At 61.7% G+C, this 19,069-nt stretch carries 20 protein-coding genes; 3 read left to right on the forward strand and 17 right to left on the reverse strand.

What is annotated here, in order from left to right:
• Positions 1 to 195: 195 nt before the first annotated feature.
• The 15 genes from ABH944_RS02840 to phnG all read right to left on the reverse strand — a co-directional run bounded on the left by ABH944_RS02840 (position 196) and on the right by phnG (position 14,900).
• Positions 196 to 897, reverse strand: coding sequence for an ABC transporter ATP-binding protein (locus tag ABH944_RS02840; RefSeq protein WP_404604698.1), 702 nt, complete (start codon positions 895 to 897; stop codon positions 196 to 198).
• Entirely contained in the window at positions 890 to 1,618 is a 729-nt protein-coding gene (locus tag ABH944_RS02845; RefSeq protein WP_404604696.1) for an ABC transporter ATP-binding protein, read from the reverse strand. The genes ABH944_RS02840 and ABH944_RS02845 overlap by 8 nt, the downstream gene beginning before the upstream one ends.
• Complete coding sequence (locus ABH944_RS02850) at positions 1,605 to 2,564, reverse strand: branched-chain amino acid ABC transporter permease (RefSeq protein ID WP_404604695.1); 960 nt, start codon at positions 2,562 to 2,564, stop codon at positions 1,605 to 1,607. Before ABH944_RS02850 ends, ABH944_RS02845 begins: the two co-directional genes overlap by 14 nt.
• Positions 2,561 to 3,433, reverse strand: coding sequence for a branched-chain amino acid ABC transporter permease (locus tag ABH944_RS02855; protein WP_404604693.1), 873 nt, complete (start codon positions 3,431 to 3,433; stop codon positions 2,561 to 2,563). Before ABH944_RS02855 ends, ABH944_RS02850 begins: the two co-directional genes overlap by 4 nt.
• Before the next feature lie 51 nt (positions 3,434 to 3,484).
• Entirely contained in the window at positions 3,485 to 4,657 is a 1,173-nt protein-coding gene (locus tag ABH944_RS02860) for an ABC transporter substrate-binding protein (RefSeq protein ID WP_404604691.1), read from the reverse strand.
• A 17-nt stretch (positions 4,658 to 4,674) separates the two neighbouring features.
• On the reverse strand, positions 4,675 to 5,832 hold the full coding sequence (locus ABH944_RS02865; protein ID WP_404604689.1) for an acyl-CoA dehydrogenase family protein: 1,158 nt from the start codon (positions 5,830 to 5,832) through the stop codon (positions 4,675 to 4,677).
• A 31-nt stretch (positions 5,833 to 5,863) separates the two neighbouring features.
• Entirely contained in the window at positions 5,864 to 7,030 is a 1,167-nt protein-coding gene (locus ABH944_RS02870) for an ABC transporter substrate-binding protein (RefSeq protein ID WP_404604687.1), read from the reverse strand.
• Positions 7,031 to 7,096: 66 nt separating this feature from the next.
• On the reverse strand, positions 7,097 to 8,650 hold the full coding sequence (locus ABH944_RS02875; protein WP_404604685.1) for a class I adenylate-forming enzyme family protein: 1,554 nt from the start codon (positions 8,648 to 8,650) through the stop codon (positions 7,097 to 7,099).
• A 330-nt stretch (positions 8,651 to 8,980) separates the two neighbouring features.
• A complete protein-coding gene (locus ABH944_RS02880; protein WP_404604683.1) occupies positions 8,981 to 10,114 on the reverse strand; it encodes an alpha-D-ribose 1-methylphosphonate 5-triphosphate diphosphatase in 1,134 nt (377 codons plus the stop codon).
• Positions 10,108 to 10,893 (reverse strand): phosphonate C-P lyase system protein PhnL, encoded by a 786-nt coding sequence (gene phnL / locus ABH944_RS02885; RefSeq protein ID WP_404604682.1) that lies wholly within the window; start codon positions 10,891 to 10,893, stop codon positions 10,108 to 10,110. Before phnL ends, ABH944_RS02880 begins: the two co-directional genes overlap by 7 nt.
• A gap of 9 nt (positions 10,894 to 10,902) precedes the next feature.
• Positions 10,903 to 11,691 carry a phosphonate C-P lyase system protein PhnK gene (gene phnK, locus ABH944_RS02890; protein ID WP_404604680.1) on the reverse strand — a complete coding sequence of 263 codons (789 nt, stop codon included), beginning with the start codon at positions 11,689 to 11,691 and terminating at the stop codon, positions 10,903 to 10,905.
• Positions 11,688 to 12,557 (reverse strand): alpha-D-ribose 1-methylphosphonate 5-phosphate C-P-lyase PhnJ, encoded by an 870-nt coding sequence (locus tag ABH944_RS02895; RefSeq protein WP_404604678.1) that lies wholly within the window; start codon positions 12,555 to 12,557, stop codon positions 11,688 to 11,690. Before ABH944_RS02895 ends, phnK begins: the two co-directional genes overlap by 4 nt.
• Entirely contained in the window at positions 12,554 to 13,744 is a 1,191-nt protein-coding gene (locus tag ABH944_RS02900) for a carbon-phosphorus lyase complex subunit (RefSeq protein WP_404604676.1), read from the reverse strand. Before ABH944_RS02900 ends, ABH944_RS02895 begins: the two co-directional genes overlap by 4 nt.
• Positions 13,744 to 14,409, reverse strand: coding sequence for a phosphonate C-P lyase system protein PhnH (phnH, locus tag ABH944_RS02905; protein WP_404604675.1), 666 nt, complete (start codon positions 14,407 to 14,409; stop codon positions 13,744 to 13,746). Before phnH ends, ABH944_RS02900 begins: the two co-directional genes overlap by 1 nt.
• Positions 14,409 to 14,900 (reverse strand): phosphonate C-P lyase system protein PhnG, encoded by a 492-nt coding sequence (gene phnG, locus ABH944_RS02910; RefSeq protein WP_404604674.1) that lies wholly within the window; start codon positions 14,898 to 14,900, stop codon positions 14,409 to 14,411. The genes phnH and phnG overlap by 1 nt, the downstream gene beginning before the upstream one ends.
• Positions 14,901 to 15,121: 221 nt before the next feature.
• Between phnG and phnF the strand changes: the two genes are divergently transcribed.
• From phnF to phnN, 3 genes are read left to right on the forward strand one after another with little or no spacing between them, the layout of a single operon-like run.
• Positions 15,122 to 15,880: a phosphonate metabolism transcriptional regulator PhnF gene (gene phnF / locus ABH944_RS02915; protein ID WP_404604672.1), complete on the forward strand. Its 759-nt coding sequence runs from the start codon at positions 15,122 to 15,124 to the stop codon at positions 15,878 to 15,880.
• Positions 15,877 to 16,638: a DUF1045 domain-containing protein gene (locus ABH944_RS02920; RefSeq protein ID WP_404604670.1), complete on the forward strand. Its 762-nt coding sequence runs from the start codon at positions 15,877 to 15,879 to the stop codon at positions 16,636 to 16,638. The genes phnF and ABH944_RS02920 overlap by 4 nt, the downstream gene beginning before the upstream one ends.
• Positions 16,635 to 17,189 carry a phosphonate metabolism protein/1,5-bisphosphokinase (PRPP-forming) PhnN gene (phnN, locus tag ABH944_RS02925; RefSeq protein ID WP_404604668.1) on the forward strand — a complete coding sequence of 185 codons (555 nt, stop codon included), beginning with the start codon at positions 16,635 to 16,637 and terminating at the stop codon, positions 17,187 to 17,189. The genes ABH944_RS02920 and phnN overlap by 4 nt, the downstream gene beginning before the upstream one ends.
• 59 nt (positions 17,190 to 17,248) lie before the next feature.
• Here phnN and phnE read toward each other — a convergent pair whose 3' ends face one another.
• Both phnE and phnD read right to left on the reverse strand, forming a co-directional pair.
• Positions 17,249 to 17,983 (reverse strand): phosphonate ABC transporter, permease protein PhnE, encoded by a 735-nt coding sequence (gene phnE / locus ABH944_RS02930; protein WP_404604729.1) that lies wholly within the window; start codon positions 17,981 to 17,983, stop codon positions 17,249 to 17,251.
• 95 nt (positions 17,984 to 18,078) lie between these two features.
• Complete coding sequence (phnD, locus tag ABH944_RS02935) at positions 18,079 to 19,050, reverse strand: phosphonate ABC transporter substrate-binding protein (protein WP_404604666.1); 972 nt, start codon at positions 19,048 to 19,050, stop codon at positions 18,079 to 18,081.
• Between the last annotated feature and the right edge of the window lie 19 nt (positions 19,051 to 19,069).

Here is a 19,069-nt window from a genome sequence, read left to right on the forward strand (position 1 = left end):
AAAACGCTTTAACCGCTCTACCCTAAGTGTCCACAGCGTGCAGTTCCCATTCATAGGTGCCCCAAAAGCACGGTGCTCGCCAGAGCCACGGATGTTTGAACCCCTCCTTCTCGCGAATCCTGACATGCACACGCTTCGCCACCAGTGCTCTCGGGCAAGCACCAACGCCCACAAACAAGTATCAGCCCCCTCTCCCTAGCGCGAGAAATACATGTCATGCAACGCATTCACATTCACCTCGTGCGCCCGCTTCGATAACGTTACCTTGCCACCCTGCATCAAATACACCTGGTCCGCCAAGCGCAGCGCCATGTTGGTGTTCTGCTCAACCAGCACAATGGTGCGACCCTCCGCTTTCAGCCGGCCAAGAATCTCGAATACCTCCTGCACAATCACCGGCGCAAGACCAAGCGAAGGCTCATCAATCAACATCAATTGCGGCGACGACATCAACCCGCGCCCAAGCGCCAACATCTGCGCCTGACCACCCGACAACGTGCCCGCCGGCAGATGGCGCCGCTCCTTCAACAGCGGAAACAATGCGAACACCTCTTCAAGCTGCGTTTTAGCAGCAGCACGTTTGGTCTTCGGAAACGCACCCATCATCAGGTTTTCCTCAATCGACATGTCGCGGAAAATCAAACGGCCCTCCGGCACCATCACCACCCCGCGCTCCGGCAAGCTCCAGGTTGCAAGCGCTTTCAACGGCTGGCCGTCAAACACAACCTGGCCACGCTGCAACGGCAGCAAGCCCATGATCGCGCGTAGCAACGTTGTCTTCCCCGCCCCGTTCGGCCCGACAATAACAGTCACCTCCCCACGCCTCGCCTCAAGCGACACATCCCACAGCACATTGATCGCGCCGTAACCCGCACGCACGCCGCTGATTTCAAGCATCAACCACCTCGCCCGTGTAGCTCTTCACCACCGCCGGATCACGAAACACCTCCGCCGGCGGCCCGTCCGCAATCAGCTCACCAAAGTTCAGCACGCAGACACGCTCGCAAAGACTCATCACCGTCTCAATGTCATGCTCAATGATCAGGATGCCCACCTGGTACCGCTCATGCACCTCACGCAACATCGTCATGAAACGGCGTTTGCTCGCCGTCTCCAGACCGCCCAGCACTTCGTCAAGCAACAAGAGTTTGGGTTGCGTCGCCAGCGACTTGGCCACCTCCAACGCCTTCAATTCGGTCAGAGCAAGCCCGGTCGCCGCGTTACGGTCCGCCTTGTCCTGAAGCCCCAGAAACCCCAATATTTCATCTATGCGGGCCTCGTCCACACGTCCCGCACCAAACCGTTGCGCAACGATCAAGTTCTCGCGCACAGTCAGCTCGTGCAGGGGTTGCGGCACCTGGAACGTACGGCCAATCCCCAGCCGGGCCCGCCTGTGCAGCGAGGTCTTGAGCATGTCGGCGCCATCGAAACGGATCGTGCCCTGGGTCGGCCTCACCAGCCCGGAGATGCCGTTGAACAGCGTGGTCTTGCCCGCGCCGTTGGGTCCGACAAGACCCACCAGATCGCGCGTGCCCACGGTCATCGACACATCGTTGACAGCAGTAATGCCGCCAAAGCGAATAGTCACGTTCTGCAGTTCGAGTTCAGCTTGCGGCATACGCGTCTCGCTTTTTACGCTTCTTGAAGACCAGCGCCGTCAACCCCGCCGGGCTCAGGATGATCATGCCGACCAGCAGCACGCCCAGCACGATCTGATGCCCCGTCGGCAAAATGTCCTTGAGGAACAACTGGTCGACGAGATAGACCACCACCGCACCCACCAACGGTCCGGTAATAGTCCGGTAACCACCGAAGATCGCCGCAATGATCGGCACCACTGCCCACGTTGCGTTGAACGCGTAGTCCGGCTCAAGGAAGTTGATGATGTGCGCGTTGAACGCGCCGACCAACCCGGTCATGAAAGCGGACAACATCAGCATGCAGGTCTTGAGCATCGCGTTATTCACGCCAACCACCCGCGTGGCGTCCTCGGACTCATGCATCGCACGCAGCGCAAGGCCAACATAACTGCGCCGCAGGAAGTAATACGCAAGCGCAAAGACCAGCACGAGCGTGAGGATCACCAGATAGCCGCCAGTCTTTGTAGAAAAATCAAAGCCGAACACTTTAGGCAGGCCGGGAATGCTTGATAAGCCGCCCGATCCTCCGGTCACACCGGACATCTCAGTGGCAAGAATACGAAAGATCTGCGCATATGCCAGGATCGCCAGCGCGAAATACGGTCCCTTCAAACGCAGCGCGGGCAACATGGCAAGCGACGCCACCACGGCGCTGAGTCCCCCGCCAAGCATGGCCGGGAACACGGGCCAGCCCACCTTGAGCACGAGCAACGCAGAGACGTACGAGCCCACGCCGAAGAACGCGTTATGCCCGAAGCTCACCATGCCGCCAAGATTGCCAAGCAGCGCCCACGCCAACGCCACGCCCGCGATGGTGAGCGACGCAACCGTCAGGCTCATCAGGTACAAGTCATGCCCAACCACCAGGGGCACGCCCACGTACAGCACGAGCAATACAATTCCAGTCAGGGCGATGCGGTTCATCCACGCCTCCGGGCAACACCGAACAGACCATTGGGCAACACATACAGCACGAGCAGGAACAGCACCATGCCCGTGAGTTCCTGCATGGCGGAGCTGTAGAGCGTCACCGTCAGCGCCTCGGCAATCCCAAGCAGCATCGCGCCAAGCAACACCCCCGGGATCGACCCCACACCCGCCAGCACCGTAATGATGAACGCCTTTACCGTAAGCGCTTCCCCAATGGAAGGCTGGATCGCGCTGCTCGCGTAGATCGAGACACCGGCGCACGAGGCCAGCACGCCCGCCACCAGGAACGTAACCAGTTCGATCCTGCCGGGATTGATGCCCATCAGCTTCGCGGCATCGCGATTACTCGATATGGCCCGCACCGCCCGCCCATACCATGAACACGACAGCCACCACCACAAGACGCCCATCAGCACCACGCTGATGCCGAACGACAACACCTCGCTGCGCATGCTGATCACACTGCCAATACTCACGCTGTCCTGCAGCCACGGTGAATTCGTCGAGCGAACGTCCGCGCTCCAGACCAGCAGCACCGCATTCGTCAGGATGATGCCAAGCCCGTAGGTGAGGATCAGCGAATTGAGCTCGCGGTCCTGCCTGATCCGGCTCACGAGGTAATACGCCGCAGCGGCCGCCGCGCACACCACAGGAATGGCCAGCGGAATCGCGAACACGGGATTGATACCAAGCCGGCTCTCGAACGAATAGGCAATGTAAGCGGCGAGCAGCACGAGCTCGCCGTGCGCCAGGTTGATCACCCGCATCGCGCCGAACACCAGCGCGAGACCGAGCGCAACCAGCGCATACGCGCCTCCCATCAACACGCCCGAATACAGCGACTGCAAGATCAGATCTGTCATGGTGCTTCCTTCACATGGCGTTGAAACGTCGGTACGGCCCTGCTTTTCGTCTCACCACGGCAGCGCGGGATACCTGAGCGTGCCGGTGGCCTTGTCCTTCGGCCACACGATCACCACCTTGCCGTCCTGGATCTGCGCCATGTTGTTCAGGAACGCCGGATTGTCACCGCGCTCGTCGAACTTGACGGGTCCAATCAGCGTGTCGAACGACTGCGACCGCAGTTCCCTCGCGATGCCGCCGTTCTTCAGCGTGTTCTTGTCGGAGGCGCGGGAGAGCGCTTCGAACAGCAGCATCGACTGCACATACGAGAACTCCGCCAGATAGTCCGGCTCCTTGTTATAGGCCTTTGTATAAGCAGCGACGAACGCGCGGCCGTCATTAGAAGCGAACCGCACCGGATGCGGCAGCATGGCCGTGCCCACCGTGTTGTTCACCAGATCGCCGAACTCGGCCGCCATCTTCGGGGTGGCGAGCGACCATGCGCCGACCACCGCCTTGAGCTGCGGCTTAAGCACCTTCGCCGCACGCAGAATGCCGATGTAGTCGTTCTCGTAACCAAGCATCAACATCACGTCGGGCTTGTCCTGCAGCTTGATCTTGTTGACGATGGGCTTGAAGTCGGTCATGGCCGGATCGAACGCATGTCGCGTAACCTTGATCCCCTTCGCGGTCAATGCGGCCGTGACGTCTTGCCCGAGATCCGACGTGGCCTGTTTCGTCGACGAGACAATGGACACCGACTTCACGTTCATGTCGCCGATCAATCCGACAACGGCCTTCGCGTATCCCGATGCAGGCCCGATGCGAAAGAAGTTCTTGAGGCCGCGCGAGGTCATCGCGCTATCAACCCCGCCCGAGGTGATGTACACCAGCCCCGCTTTCTCCGATGCTTCCGACGCCGGGCTCACCGCGTTCGAACCGTAACCGCCGGTGATCGCCAATACCCCTTGCGAGGCGAGCTTTTCTACCGCGGATACCGCCTTGGCGGGTTGCGCTTCGTCGTCGATGACGGTGAGCTTGACGATGTTCTTCCCGCCGCGCTGGTTAAACACATCGGCGGCGACCTTGATGCCTTCCAGTTGCGCATTACCCGCGCGCGCCATGCCACCCGTCAGGGGCAGCTCCACGCCGACCGGCAATTCAGCCGCGAACACGACCGGCGCGAACGCCAATGCCGCGACGCCGGCGGTCCCGGTCATCCAGGTGAAAAAGCGCTGTCTCATTGTCTCTCTCGTTGTTTTCATCGTCCGGCGGCAGCGCGGATCATGTTGCGGGCAATCACGATCTGCTGGATCTGGCTGGTGCCTTCGTAGATCCGGAACAGGCGTACATCGCGGTAAAAACGCTCGATGCCGTAGTCCGACATATAGCCTGCTCCCCCGTGAACCTGCACCGCACGGTCGGCGACCCGTCCGGCCATCTCCGACGCAAACAGCTTTGCGCATGAGGCTTCCGTACTGACGTTCTCGCCCGCATCGCGTTTTCGCGCCGCATCCAGAACCATGCAACGTGCCGCGTAGAGCTCGGCTTGGCTGTCCGCGAGCATCGCCTGGATCAACTGGAATTCAGCGATCTGCTGACCAAACTGCTTGCGCTCCATCGCGTAGCGCAACGTGTCGTCAAGAATCCGCTGCGCGGTCGCCACGCAGATGGCAGCAATATGAATACGGCCTTTATCAAGCACTTTCATGGCCGTCTTGAAACCAACGCCCGGCTTGCCGCCAACGATGTTCTCAGCCGGGACCTTGCAGTCCTCGAAGATCACGTCGCATGTATGCGCGCCCTTCTGCCCCATCTTCTTGTCGCGCTTGCCGAAGCTGATACCGGGGCTATTCGCCTCGACAATGAAAGCCGTTATTCCACCGGCGCGCAGATCGTCCGGGTTCGTTCGGGCCATCAGGGTGAAGATGCCCGCTTGCGGCGCGTTCGTGATGTAGCGTTTCGTGCCGTTGATCACGTAGTGGTCCCCGACACGTTCCGCACGGGTTCGCAACGACGCCGCATCCGAACCCGCCTCCGGTTCCGTCAGCGCAAAACTCGCGATCACTTCGCCGGTCGCCATCTTCGGCAGCCACCGGGCTTTCTGTTCTTGCGTGCCGTCGATGACGATTCCCTGCGATCCAATCCCCACAGTCGTACCAATGATCGACCGGAAGGCCGGCGAGGTCTTGCCGAGCTCGAACATCACCCGGACTTCCTCTTCCATCGTCAGGTCGAGGCCGCCATATTCCTCCGGGATGGTGAGACCGAAAAGACCGAGCGACTTCATGTCGGCCACCACATCGGCCGGAATCTCATCAGTCTCGGCCACGCGCTCCTCGTTCGGGACAAGACGCTCGCGCACGAAGCGCGAGACGTTGTCGAGCAGAATATTGAGTGTTTCCTGATCTCTTATCATGGCCGCTCTTTATATTGTTTCGGATACCGTATCACCATGGAACGCCCGGGTACTGAGGCTTACTGGTGGCGTAATCCGCCGGGGAGACAACCACAAGCCTGCCGTCGCTCTTGAACTGACCCATATGGGCGACATAACCTGGGTTGTCACCGCGAGCGTCGAAGCTGACCTTGCCGAGGAACGACTCGTTGCCCGCTGCCGGTGTCTCGCTGCGCAGTGCATCGGCCAGGCCGCCCTTCGCGAGCGTGCCGGCTTTGTCAGAGCGCGCAATGGCGTCGAACAGCAGTTGCGCATAGGCGAACGAGGTCTGCGACTGATAGTTGGACTCGGTGTTAAAGAGCCGCTTGTAGGTCTCGGAGAATTCCTTCTGGTCAGCCGACCGGTAATCCGCCGGTGAGGCAAGCACCGTTGCGCCGTACACGTTCGGCACGAGGTCGGGGAATGAAGCCGCCATCTTTGGACTCGCGAAAGCCCAGGGCGCGGCAATGGCCTTGAGCTGCGGCTTCAGCACCTTCGACGCCCGCAGGATGCCGACATAATCATTCTCATACCCGATCATGGCCATGGCGTCCGGTTTATCCTGCAGCTTGATCTTGTTGATGACCGGCTTGAAGTCCGTCATTGAAGGATCAAAGGCATGCAGGGTCGTGGCCACGCCCTTGGCTTTCAACGCGATATCGAGCTGCTTGGCGAGGTCGCTGGTGGCGTCCCTGGTCGAGTACACGATTGATACCGACTTCACACCGAGCTTGTCGAAGAGACCGATCATGCCCTTCGCGTAACCCGGCGTGTTGCTCACGCGGAAGAAGGTCTTCAGACCGCGCGACACCATGTCGTCGCTGGTGCCGCCCGAGGTCATGTACACAATCCCGGCCTTGTCCGCCGCTTCCGAAGCAGGTCCCGCGCAGTTGGAGTTGGCAGCCCCCGCGATGGCGACGACCTTCTGCGACGCGAGCTTTTCCACGGCCGCCACGGCCTTCGCCGGATTCGATTCGTCGTCGATGGCGATCAGCACGACATGATTCTGCGGGTTGCGCCGGTTGTAGATATCGGCGGCAACCTGCACGCCCCTGTACATTTCCGTACCGGCTTGCGCGAGCGGTCCAGTGAACGGCAACTCCACGCCTACGCGCCATTCGGCAGCATGAGCCGACAGCGTTCCAAGCAACAGGCACGCAGCCGCTGCAATGTGTTTCATGTCTCCTCCGGGGCGCCTTCATGGGCGCGTTGTTCTTCGAAGTCCTGCTACGTTTCCAGCACTGGATCAGTCCTGCTCCGCGGCCAGCACACGCAGCCGTTGCTTCAGCAACTTGCCGCTGGCGGTGGTTGGAATGGTGTCGATGTGAATGATCGCGGAGGGTCTCTTGTAGGCCGACAAGCGTTCGTCGACATACCGCCGGAGTTCATCGGCGTCGAAGGTCGTGCCGTCTTTTATCTCCACGAACGCGACGACTTCCTCGTTACCATCGGCAGCCGCACGGCCCACAACCGCGGACTGCCGGATCGAAGGATAGGTGTTGATCACCGACTCCACTTCGATCGGGTACACGTTGAAGCCCGAACGAATGATCAGGTCGCGGGTGCGGCCGACAATGAAGAGCGCACCGTCCGGGTCCAACCGGCCGATGTCGCCGGTGTTCAGCCAGCCGCCCTCGCGCAATGCTTCGGCGGTCTGCTCCGGCGCGCGATAATAGCCATGCATCACGCCCGGGCCGCGCACCCAGAGCTCCCCGGGCTCGCCCGCCGGCATGTCCTCGCCTTGAGGATCGACAACGCGAAGTTCGGCCCCCTCGACGATCTCCCCCGATGAACAATCCTGCCGCGGACGGTCCATCCGCGTGATGAAAAGAGAACCCGCGTATTCGGTCATGCCGTAGCCGTGATGCAACGGCTGTCCAAACAGCGCCTCCACATCGCGTTTCAAGGTCGGATCGAGCGGGCCGCCGCCGGTGTACAGGTAACGCAGCGCAGGTGCACTCACCTCGACCGCATGCTCGCGCACATAAGCGACGATGCGCGTGAACATGGTCGGCACGCCCTGCAGGATGGAGATCTCGCCGGCGGCAAGAGCCGCAAGCACTTCCTCAGCTTTGAAGCGCGCGGAGAGATGCAGGCTCGCACCGGCCTGGAAGGTCGCAAGCAGGAGCGTGGCGAGGCCGAAGATGTGCGACATCGGCATGACCGCATACGCGCAATCGCTGGTGCTCATGTTGCGCGAGTTGGCCGATACCCGTGCGAAGTGCAGCAAGCCGCGGTGTGTCGCCATCACGCCCTTGGGCATGCCGGTCGTGCCCGACGTATAGATCAGCAAGGCGATTTCACGGGCGAGCGATGCTTCCTCGCGGACGCTCGTTTCGTCGGATGCGCCCATCATCAGGGGGCCGAGTCCCGGCGGCGAGATTTCCCGCGCGCGATAACGAACACCGTGGCGCACCGCGTCGGGCGAGGTCGAATGCATGAACAGCATCAGCCGCGGAGTGCAGTGCGCGCGGATCGACTCTATCTCTCGCTCCGAAAGCCGGGCGTTCACAATGGCCGGCCACGCACCGAGTTCGGACAACGCGAACAACAGCGTGATCACCGCCGTGCAATTCTCGGCAACGATCATCACGCGGTCGCCCGTACCCACGCCCTGCTCGCGCAGGAAATGCATGGCCGCTCCTATATTGGTCCACAGCCGCCCGAAGGTGACGAAGTCCGTGTCTTCACGAATGGCGATCCCGCTTGGCGTAGCCTGTGCCCATTGACGTGGGATGTCGCTGATCTTCTGGTGAATGCCCAAGCCCTGCCCGCGCGCCTCTTGCCCGCCTGCTGTCATTGTCCCTTGCCCCTGTTGCTGTGCCCGGCAGAAAACGCCCGGCTGGAATGGATGCCAGTGTGGTTCAGGCGTGCGGAGCCAACAATTAGTTTTCGATGAAGCTGGGGTTCGGCGCGGCTGAAGTTGGTGTTTTTACGGAAGGGTTTGCCCTTTCTTATTCTTGAGCATGCAGTGTGACTCAGGAAGGAGGACGAGATTCGGGCAGCATGGCGGCGCAAACATCGCGCCGTCATGCTGCCCGAACGAACTGCCTGTAGCTGCCTCTGGTTGCCCAAAGGCACCGGCGCAGAGCCGGAGTCAGCAATCAATACAACGGTCCTGCACCGGCAATCACGCTACGCGTCTGCCTTCAAGGAACGTGGCGCGCGGCACCGGCAAGCGATCCGCCATGGCGACCCGCACGAAATCGGCCCTCAGCCCCAGGCCGATCGCACCACGATCCGTCAGGCCGGCCGCCTTGGCGGGAGCCCACGATACCGTGCGAATGGCTTGCGGCAGCGACCAGCCGGCCTTGTCGACGAGATCGAACGTGGCGGTCAGCAAGCTTGACGGTACATAGTCCGACGACAGGATGTCGAGCAACCCGGCACGTGCCATCTCGAGCGCGGATACGTTGCCCGAGTGCGAGCCGCCGCGCACGACGTTCGGTGCGCCCATGATCGTCGCAATGTCGTGATCCCTTGCCGCCTGTGCCGCAGCCAGCGTCGTCGGAAATTCGGCGAGGGCGACGCCGTCCTCTACTGCTTCCAGCACGTGCTCGACCGACGTGTCGTCGTGGCTCGCAAGCGGCAGACCCAGCGTCTTGCAACGCGCAACGATCTCGCTGCGATGAACCCGCGCGTACCTCTGCTGGTCGTCGGTCAGTTCATTGAGCACCGTGCTCGCGTGTTCGTCGGTCCATTTGCCGTGACGCTCCTGATACCGGCGCCACTGGACCGGATCGTGCCATTGGCGCTGCCCCGGCGTATGGTCCATCACGGAGACGAGGCGCAACAGCGGATGCGAAACCAGCCCGTTGAATACTTCAAGCACGTCCGCTGCCGCCACTTCGCATCGCAGATGCAGGAAGTGCTCGACGCGCAGCATGCCGCTTCCCGACAGCCGCTCGATCGAGCGCGCGCAATTGGTCTGTATTTCCTTGCCGCGTACGCCCACGCCTCCACGCGAACCGATCCCGAGCGCATCGAAAACGGTCGTGATACCGGCTGTTGCGACCTGGGCGTCGTGCACGAGGATGGCGGCGTCGTGGTTCCACAATACACCCGGCCGCGGCGCGATATGCTTTTCGATGTTGTCGGTATGCAGTTCGACAAGTCCGGGCAACAGGTAATCACCGCCCCAGTCCTCCGCTTCCGCAACCGACGTCGTACCGGGAGCCACCTCGGTGATACGGCCCTCGGCTACTCGTATTACGCCTGTGAACTCTTCATCGCGAGTGACGATGCGCGCGTTTTTGATCAACATGTCTGCAAGGTTTCCGTAGTCGTTGCCGCCTGCCCGGCGGGAGCGTTGAGTTGAATCAGTCGGGTTGCAACTCGTTCGCGCGTGTCCTCGTCATGAAAAATGCCGACGATTGCCGCGCCTCGCTCGCGTGCCTCCACGATCAGGTCCGCCACCACCTGCCGGTTCTCGGCATCGAGCGACGCCGTGGGTTCGTCGAGCAGGAGCAGCGGCTGTTCAGCAATCAGCCCGCGCGCGATATTGATGCGTTGTTGTTCGCCGCCGGAGAACGTGGCCGGTGCCAGCGTCCACAGACGCCGCGCCACGTTGAGGCGTTCGAGCAGCGCGCCGGCGCGTGCCCGTGCTTCTTCTTCATTCATGCCGCGGGAGATCAGCGGCTCGCTGACCAGATCGAGCGACGACACGCGCGGGATAGCGCGCAAAAACTGGCTCACATAACCCATGGTGGTACGGCGCAAGCGAATCACGTCGTGCGGCAGCGCATCGGACAACGACAGGTATTTCGACGTGCGGCTTTCATCACGGATGGCAACGGTGCCGCGCGTGAGCAGATAGTTACCGTACATGCAGCGCAGCAACGTGCTCTTGCCGGCACCCGAAGGCCCCGACAACACGACACACTCGCCTCGTTCAACATCGAGCGACACACCGCCCAGCGCAGCGATGCGCACGCCACCCTGCTGATGCAGCGTAAAGGTCTTCTCCACCGCTCGCGCACGCAGCATCAGCGCCGCGCGTTCGGCAAACGCAAGCTCATTGGAAAGATCGGCATTGGCATTCATTCTCGTACCTCAAACTGGCAGCACGGACGCAACCAACGTCTGTGTATAGGGATGTTGCGGGTCATCGAGCACCTGGTCGGTCAGTCCGCTCTCCACCACTCGCCCGTCCTTCATCACCATCAGGCGATGCGCGAGCAAACGCGCAACCCCAATATCATGCGTGACAATCAGGGCAGCAAGATGAAGCTTGGCCGTCAATGTGCGAAGCAGGTCCAGCAGCCGTGCCTGCACGGAGACATCCAGCCCCGCGGTAGGCTCGTCCATGAATACGAGGCGCGGTTTCGTAACAAGATTGCGCGCAATCTGAAGCCGCTGCTGCATGCCGCCCGAAAACGCGGAAGGCAATTCGTCAATACGCGCGGCATCCAGTTCGACCTGGCTCATCCAGTCGGAGGCTGTTTCACGAAGGCGCCCGTAGTGGCGGGCCCCGTTCGCCATCAACGGCTCGCCGATATTCGCCCCGGCCGACACACCGTGACGCAGCCCGTCACGCGCATTCTGGTGCACAAAACCCCAGTCCGTACGAGCGAGCATCCTGCGGCGCGGCATGGGCAACGCAAACAGGTCGAGCACATCATGCTCCACGGTGCGATAGTGCAACGCACCTTCGTTCACGGGGGTTCGCAGCGCCAGTGCGTTCAGCAAGGTGGATTTCCCTGAACCGGATTCGCCGACGATGCAAAGCACTTCGCCCGGGTAAATGTCGATGTCCACATCGACGCATCCGCCGCGGCCGTCATAGAGCTTCGTGAGTCCGCGGCCGGTGAGCAGAGGAAGTGCGGGTGTTGAAAGATTCATGCGTCCTCCTGTGCTGCGCGACGTTCCTGGCAGTAGTCGCTGTCCGAACACACGAACATGCGCGCGCCGGCGTCGTCCACAATCATTTCGTCGAGGAAACTCTCACGCGAACCGCATAACGCGCACTCATGGTCCCAGTGCTGAATGGTGAACGGATGATCCTCGAAGTCGAGACTCCGTACCTTCGTATAAGGCGGGATCGCATAAATGCGGCGTTCGCGGCCCGCGCCAAACAGTTGCAGCGCCGGGTTCATGTGCATCTTCGGGTTGTCGAACTTGGGAATGGGTGACGGTGAAGTGAGATAACGATCGTTCACGAGCACCGGGTAATCGTAGGTGGTCGCAATGCTGCCGTGCTGCACGATGTCCTCGTAGTACTTCACGTTGATCAGCCCGTAGTCCGCCAGCGCATGGAGCTTGCGGCTCTCGGTCACGCGAGGTTCGAGCCGGAACAGCGGCTCGGGCATCGGCACCTGATACACCAGGATCTGCGCTTCGGTCAGCGGCGTTTCGGGAATCCGGTGACGGGTCTGGACAATTGATGCTTCCACCGTCCGCGTGGTGGTCGCCACGCCGGCCGTGCGCGCAAAGAAGCGGCGGATATTCACGGCGTTGGTGGTTTCATCGGAGCCCTGGTCGATCACCTTCAGCGTGTCGCTGCGTCCGATGATCGCGGACGTCACCTGCAGGCCGCCCGTTCCCCAGCCATACGGCAAGGGCATTTCCCGCGATGCAAACGGCACCTGATGACCCGGCACGGCAACCGCTTTCAACAGCGCTCGACGGATCATGCGTTTGGTCTGTTCATCGAGGTAGGCGAAGTTATAGCCTTCAGCCATGGCACTTTCTTCGATACGCGCATTCATGCTGCGTTCTCCTCGCTGGGCTCGGCTTGCGCTTGTTGCGCCTGCTGCCCTCGTTGCGCTTGCTGAGCCTGATACTCTTCCTGAGCAACACGTTCGCGCTGCGCTTCTTTCTCGATGCCCGCACGCAGACGCCGCAGCAACTCGAGTTCGGACTGGAAGTCGACGTAGTGCGGCAATTTCAAGTGCTGCACGAAGCCCGATGCTTCCACGTTGTCGCTGTGATAAAGCACGAATTCCGCGTCCTGCGTCGGCGACGAAACGGTCTCGCCCAGTTCCTGTGCGCGCAGAGCGCGGTCGACCAGCGCCATGGCCATGGTCTTGCGTTCCGAGTGGCCGAATGCAAGGCCATACCCCTGCGTGAACGTCGGCGGCACGTCGCCGCTGCCCGCGAACTGGTTGATCATCTGGCACTCGGTGATGTCGATATCGCCTATCTCGACCGCGAATCCCAACTCTTCAAGCTCCAGTTCGACGGCAACCTCTCCGTAACGAATCTCGCCGGCGAACGGATGCGAGTTTGCATAACCGCGCTGCGTGGCGTAGCCGACAGCCAGCAGGAAACCCTCATCGGCGCGGGCCAGATTCTGCAAACGGACCGGACGCTCGACGGGGAACATCAGAGGCTCGCGCGAAAGATCGCCGGGTTCGGGCGCGTCAGCGTGCTTCTTTTCCTGCTCGATCAACCCTTCCTTGTCGAGCAGCGCGAGCACGCGCGGCATTGCCTCCTGTTGCGGTGCGGGCGCGCCTGGAAGGCTGACATTGGGCGTGCGTGGACCACCTTCGGCCAGCAAGCTGAAGTCGAGCAGACGCTGGGTGTAATCGTATGTACCGCCCAGCACCTGTCCGCCCGGAATGTCCTTGAACGCAGCCGAAATACGCCGCTCCACAAGCATGGCTTCCGTATCGAGCGGCACCGTATAACCGAAGCGCGGCAGCGTCGTGCGATACGCCCGCAGCAGGAAAATGGCTTCCACAAGATCGCCCGCTGCCTGCTTGATCGCGAGCGCGGCCAGTTCTTCATCGTAGACCGAACCTTCGGTCATCACGCGGGCAACCGCCAGCTGGAGCTGCTCGCGAATCTGGTCGACACCCAGTTCAGCGATCGATTCATCACCGCGCCGGTTGGCGGCAAGCAGGTCCCATGAACGTTCGATAGCGCGTTCTCCGCCTTTGACTGCAACGTACATCAGGCCACCTCCACGCGTGTTGTACGCGGCAGGCCGATCACCGAGCCGCCGTGCACGAAATAACAGTCGATACCGCAAGGAAACTGGTTCGCCAATGACGCGCGCTCATGCCAGAACGAAGCCGGCACGCCCGCGATATGGACCGTCTGCGTATCGCGGATACCGGGGCCGCGCCAGGTCATCGGCGTGCCGTCATCAAGCGAGTCCACGCGGATGAACAGCATGACGGCGCTCTCCGGTGTCTCGGGGTCACCGAGGGAAAATGCGTCCAGCGGCGGCATGGATTGTGCGTCGTGCAGATAGGCAAAAACCGCTTGTGCATGATCATGCGTCAGCGGTGCGCCCGTGTGAAAACGCAGTGCGTCGCTCAAACCGCGATGTTCATGCTGCAGCAGCACCGGCGTCGAGTAGTCAGCCAGGGCGAGCAGCGCAGCGAACGCGGCCATTGGCACATAGGCCGCAGCCGTGCTGCCGTCCTGATCCAGACCGGGCAGTACCGCGTCGATCGAGACGATCTTGCCGGGCCGCGAAAGCGCGTTGAGCAATGCGCGGAACACGCCCTGGGAATCATGGACGGTGTCGTTGAAACCGGGGGTCAAGGTCGCGAGGTCGATGCCCGCGGCGTCCGCGCCACGAAAGTTGCTTGAAAGCTTGTCAGGTAACATCAGTCGCCCCTTACCATCGTAAAGAATTCCACCTTCGTACCCGCCGCCCGGGCTCGCTTTTGCTCCCGACTTTCCGCAATGCGCGCAGCGAGCGGCGCCAGCAAGTGCTCATGCATCCGGGCTTCGAAAGCAGGCGTCTGCAGCAATGCGTCGGCGAGCGCCGCAAGCGTTGCCCGCTCCTTGTCGCGTCCCATGTGAACCGCAATACCCACCGCGGCGCGTCCCTCGCGAACCCGCAAGCGCAGCGTCGCACGCGTCACGGTCACTTCGCCCAGGTTGAACGCGTCCCCGCTGCCGCCAACCCGTCCCCGCACCATTGCAAGGCCGATATCAGGTGCGCGCAGCCAGTCGAATTCGGGCGGCGGCGTGCCGTCCAGTGCCGTATCAAGTGCGTCCTTCATGCAGGCTCGCGGCGTGCGCGCCAGGATGGCCAGCCACTCCCGCCGCGTCGCGGGGCCGGATGGCGCAGGCGTCGGCTCAGATGTACTCATGGTCTTTCCTCGTCAATAAAGGGCGCGCTTGAGACCCAAGCCGCGTCCGTGATTTCGTCGTCCTGTTCAGCCTGAACGGTACTAGAATAGTCATCCGGTCGTCTAGACGTTTGTGCAACCGGATAAATATTCTTCCCAGGCGCCCTGCTTTCACATTTTCGCCATCGGCGGCGCACTACAATGCCGAAAACGATATTCAAACCGACAGGAATGACAGCGACATGACATCTAACGAAACTGGCACGCCGGGCCTGGCCGTGGAACGCGGTGCGGGCATCGCGGTATGGCGTCAGATCGAACAGATTCTCTCGGCGGAGATCACGGCGAAGAGCTTCGGCGAAGATGGCCGCCTGCCCAGCGAGGCCGAACTCGCCCGGCGTTTCGACGTCAACCGGCACACGGTGCGCCGGGCCATGTTGCGGCTGGCCGCCACGGGGCTGGTGAGCGTCGAACAGGGCCGCGGCACATTCGTGCAGCCGGGTGCGATCGACTATCAGATCGGCCGTCGCACGCGCTTTACAGAAAACCTTCGGCGCAACAACCAGGCATCCGTGGGCGTGGTTCTCTCCAGCGAGAAGGTGAAGGCCGACCCGGTCACCGCGAAAGCGCTCTCCATTCGTGCCGGGACGTTCGTGTACGAGATCGAGACCCGGCATGATTCCGACGATGTGCCGCTGACCTATGCACGCAGCTGGTTTCCCGCCATGCGTTTCACCGACTTGCCCGGCGTGCTGGCGGGCGTGCAAGGCGTCAGCGCGGCGCTGGCGGAATTCGGCGTAGTCGATTACACCCGCAAATGGAGCCGTATCGGCTGCGTCCTGCCTAGCTCCGAAGTCGCCCGGCGCTTGCAGGTCAATCGCGCGCAACCGGTAATGTGGGTTGAAAGCGTGGATGTCGACGAAGCCGGCGTGCCGGTTAAATATGGCATTACCCACTTCGCTGCCGACCGCGTGCAACTGCTGGTCGAGGACGGCGTATGAGCGGCGAAACCAACGACGCCGCACCCAATGACTGGACACCCGATGCGCGCATCGCACTTTACTACGCACCGCCCGCCTCTTCCGCATGGTGGCGCGCGGGCTCCGAATGGCTGGGGCGCGATGCCGAGACCGGAAGCCTGATCGAAGCACCGTTGGAGCCAGCAATTGCCGCGCTCGGACAGACCGTTGCGGGGCTCACCGGATCTCCGCGCCGGTATGGCTGGCATGGAACGCTCGTCGCGCCTTTCCATACGGCCGAAGGGGTAACGCCGCAGCAGGTCTTGTCCGTAGCTCGCGAATGGGCGAGTCACATTGCTCCCTTCGATGCCCCTTTATCTGCCGTCGAGATGGGCCGCTTCGTCGCGTTGCGAGCCGGACAGCCCGATGACGACGAGGCAATCCGCCGGATCGCCGCAAGCGCTTTGTATGCGCTTGCCTCGCTGCGCGCACGTCCTTCGGCGGAGGACGCCGAGCGGCGCCTTGCATCCGGCTTGAGCGAACGGCAGCAGACCCTGTTGCATGAATGGGGTTACCCGTATGTGCTCGATGAATTCCGCTTCCACATGACGCTATCCGACGCACTCGATTCAGCTTCAGCGCGTGCGGCCATTGTCTCTCTGTGGCAAAGCCGCGCTGCTGCGCTCGGACCGCTGCCCTTTCACGGCGCGGCGCTTTTTGTCCAGCCGCGCCCGGGTGCGCCGTTCACGCTCTGGCAGCGCCTGCCCTTCACCCATGCTCGCTCCGAGGCCCTTGAATGAGCACGGAAACCAGTCGATTGATCTACGTGATGGGGCCGTCAGGCGCCGGCAAGGACTCGCTGCTCGGCTTCGTTCGTGAACGCATTGGCGCACAGGTGATGTTCGCGCATCGCTACATCACGCGCCCTGTTTCCGACGGCGAGAACCATGTGGCGCTGAGCCGCGAGGAATTCGCCGCACGTCTGGCCAGCGGCGTGTTCTCGCTGCATTGGGAAAGTCACGGACTGCACTACGGCATCGGCGTCGAGATCGACGCGTGGCTCGCGCGCGGATTGCCGGTCGTGGTTAACGGATCGCGCCAACATGCGCCGGCTGCGCTCGAGCGTTATCCGTTCACGCAGTTCGTCCACATTCACGCAAGCCCCGCGGTGCTTGCGGCTCGGCTCGAGCGGCGCGGCCGCGAAGATTCAAGGCAGATGGAAGCGCGGCTTGCGCGCCGTCCTTCGCTTTTGCTCCCCGAGCACGCGCGGCTCATCACCATCGACAATTCGGGTTTGCTGTCCGAAGCAGGTCAGCAGTTGCTGGCCGCAATCAGTCAGCAGCAGCGCTGATGAACTATTGGCCGGCGCACCATTGCCCGCCAGCAGCCAGCCGGCCAATAGTTCAGAGTTCAGATCACGCGTTCACGAAGCCACGCCGACCCCAGATCGATCAGTGTCACGATCACAATCACCATCAGCAGCACGGCCGACGTTTTCGCATAGTTGAACGAGCGGATCGCTTCGTACAACACAACACCAATCCCGCCCGCGCCGACCATGCCGACCACCATCGCCGAGCGTACATTCGACTCGAACCGGTACAGCGCGTACGAGATCCACAGCGGCAGGACTTGCGGCAGCACGCCATAAAGGACTTCATCCAGACTGCCCGCACCCGTCGCACGCACGCCTTCAACGGGCCGTGGATCAATCGCTTCAACGGCTTCAGCGAACAGCTTCGCCAGCACGCCGGTCGTATGCACCCAAAGCGCGAGCACGCCGGCGAACGGCCCAAGTCCCACCGCGACAATGAACAGCATCGCGAAGACCATCTCGTTGATCGCGCGGCATGAGTCCATCAGGCGGCGCACCGGCTGCGCTATCCATACCGGCGCAATGTTGCAGGCCGACAGCAGCCCGCACGGCACGGCGCACACCAGCGAAAGCGCCGTACCCCACACCGCCACCGCCAGCGTGACGATCACCTCGTGAATGCAGGTGCGCCAGTCGGAAAAGTCCGGCGGAAAGAAGTCCTTGCCGAACTGCACCATGTTGCCGGAGTCGCTGAAGAGATCAAGCGGGCGCATGTCGGCGCGCGGCCAGGAAAGTCCTAGCGCCGCCACCACCACGAGCCATCCGAACATGGACAACCAGCTTCGCTTCGGTTGCCGCGGTTCCAGCTTCAGCGGCACCGGCCCACCCCGCGCGCGGTCGAGGGAATGCGCGTCAGCGTCGTGCTTCACTTCGCCGCCACGCTATCCAGTTGCGCGAGCTTCTGGTCAAGCGCCGCGAGTTGCGTTTTTTTGTCCGCGTCCGAGATATGCGCGTCGTTCTGCACCTGTTGCTTTTTCTGGAACAACGCCATTTGACGGATCGGCACGAGCTGCGCATCGGAGGAAGGCTCGAAGCCTGCGTAGCCCGTGATCGCGTCCATGATCGCCTTCTCGCGCGGATCGCTCTGCGCGTAGTGATCGAAGAAATTGCGCAGCTTGTCCTTCGTGGCCTGCGGCAAGTCGCGACGCCATACCAGCGGGTCCGACGGAATCAGCGGGGACGTCCACAACACCCGCAGTTGTGCGAAGCGCTCGGGATGCTCCTTCTTCAACGTCGCCATGGTGGTGGTGTTATTGGTCGCCACGTCCACCCGGTTGTTCACCACAGCAAGCATGTTGGCTTCATGATTCGACGGCAGCACGTTCTTGAAGTCGTTGCGCACTGAAATACCGTTCTTCGAAAACAGGTAATACGATGGCACGAGCGTGCCCGAGGTCGAGTTCGGGTCCCCAAAACCAAGGTTGATCTCGCGGGTGTTTTTCAATACCTGATCGATGGTCTTCCACTTGCTGTTCACATTCGTGATCAGCACCGAGTAATAGCCCGCTTCGCCGCTCTTGTACTTCACCTTCGCGAACACCTCGCCGTTGCCACGATCCACCGCTTCAATGGCGGAAGCATTGCCGAAATAGCCTATCTGCACCTTGTTGAAACGCATGCCTTCAATAATGCCGGCATAGTCGGTTGCGAAGAACGGCTTGACGTCGAGGGCGGTCTGCTTGTTGAGGTCGTCTATCAGCGGCTGCCAGCGCTCTTTGAGCGCGGACGAGTTATCGGTCGAGATAATGCCGAAGTCAAGCGTTTCGGCGTGCACCGACTGCGTGACAAAGCAGGCGGCAAGGGCCACGCCGGCCAGAAGAAAACGGGCTGATTTCATCGAATGAGTCCAGGTTTAG

The sequence above is a fragment of the Caballeronia udeis genome (assembly GCF_044909315.1).
GTDB lineage: Bacteria > Pseudomonadota > Gammaproteobacteria > Burkholderiales > Burkholderiaceae > Caballeronia > Caballeronia udeis_A.

Bases quoted from the DNA above. Each gene is read 5' to 3' on its own strand.
- ABH944_RS02840 (WP_404604698.1), bottom strand. From the start codon at position 897: ATGCTTGAAATCAGCGGCGTGCGTGCGGGTTACGGCGCGATCAATGTG.
- ABH944_RS02845 (WP_404604696.1), bottom strand. From the start codon at position 1,618: ATGCCGCAAGCTGAACTCGAACTGCAGAACGTGACTATTCGCTTTGGC.
- ABH944_RS02850 (WP_404604695.1), bottom strand. From the start codon at position 2,564: ATGAACCGCATCGCCCTGACTGGAATTGTATTGCTCGTGCTGTACGTG.
- ABH944_RS02855 (WP_404604693.1), bottom strand. From the start codon at position 3,433: ATGACAGATCTGATCTTGCAGTCGCTGTATTCGGGCGTGTTGATGGGA.
- ABH944_RS02860 (WP_404604691.1), bottom strand. From the start codon at position 4,657: ATGAGACAGCGCTTTTTCACCTGGATGACCGGGACCGCCGGCGTCGCG.
- ABH944_RS02865 (WP_404604689.1), bottom strand. From the start codon at position 5,832: ATGATAAGAGATCAGGAAACACTCAATATTCTGCTCGACAACGTCTCG.
- ABH944_RS02870 (WP_404604687.1), bottom strand. From the start codon at position 7,030: ATGAAACACATTGCAGCGGCTGCGTGCCTGTTGCTTGGAACGCTGTCG.
- ABH944_RS02875 (WP_404604685.1), bottom strand. From the start codon at position 8,650: ATGACAGCAGGCGGGCAAGAGGCGCGCGGGCAGGGCTTGGGCATTCAC.
- ABH944_RS02880 (WP_404604683.1), bottom strand. From the start codon at position 10,114: ATGTTGATCAAAAACGCGCGCATCGTCACTCGCGATGAAGAGTTCACA.
- phnL (WP_404604682.1), bottom strand. From the start codon at position 10,893: ATGAATGCCAATGCCGATCTTTCCAATGAGCTTGCGTTTGCCGAACGC.
- phnK (WP_404604680.1), bottom strand. From the start codon at position 11,691: ATGAATCTTTCAACACCCGCACTTCCTCTGCTCACCGGCCGCGGACTC.
- ABH944_RS02895 (WP_404604678.1), bottom strand. From the start codon at position 12,557: ATGAATGCGCGTATCGAAGAAAGTGCCATGGCTGAAGGCTATAACTTC.
- ABH944_RS02900 (WP_404604676.1), bottom strand. From the start codon at position 13,744: ATGTACGTTGCAGTCAAAGGCGGAGAACGCGCTATCGAACGTTCATGG.
- phnH (WP_404604675.1), bottom strand. From the start codon at position 14,409: ATGTTACCTGACAAGCTTTCAAGCAACTTTCGTGGCGCGGACGCCGCG.
- phnG (WP_404604674.1), bottom strand. From the start codon at position 14,900: ATGAGTACATCTGAGCCGACGCCTGCGCCATCCGGCCCCGCGACGCGG.
- phnF (WP_404604672.1), top strand. From the start codon at position 15,122: ATGACATCTAACGAAACTGGCACGCCGGGCCTGGCCGTGGAACGCGGT.
- ABH944_RS02920 (WP_404604670.1), top strand. From the start codon at position 15,877: ATGAGCGGCGAAACCAACGACGCCGCACCCAATGACTGGACACCCGAT.
- phnN (WP_404604668.1), top strand. From the start codon at position 16,635: ATGAGCACGGAAACCAGTCGATTGATCTACGTGATGGGGCCGTCAGGC.
- phnE (WP_404604729.1), bottom strand. From the start codon at position 17,983: ATGTTCGGATGGCTCGTGGTGGTGGCGGCGCTAGGACTTTCCTGGCCG.
- phnD (WP_404604666.1), bottom strand. From the start codon at position 19,050: ATGAAATCAGCCCGTTTTCTTCTGGCCGGCGTGGCCCTTGCCGCCTGC.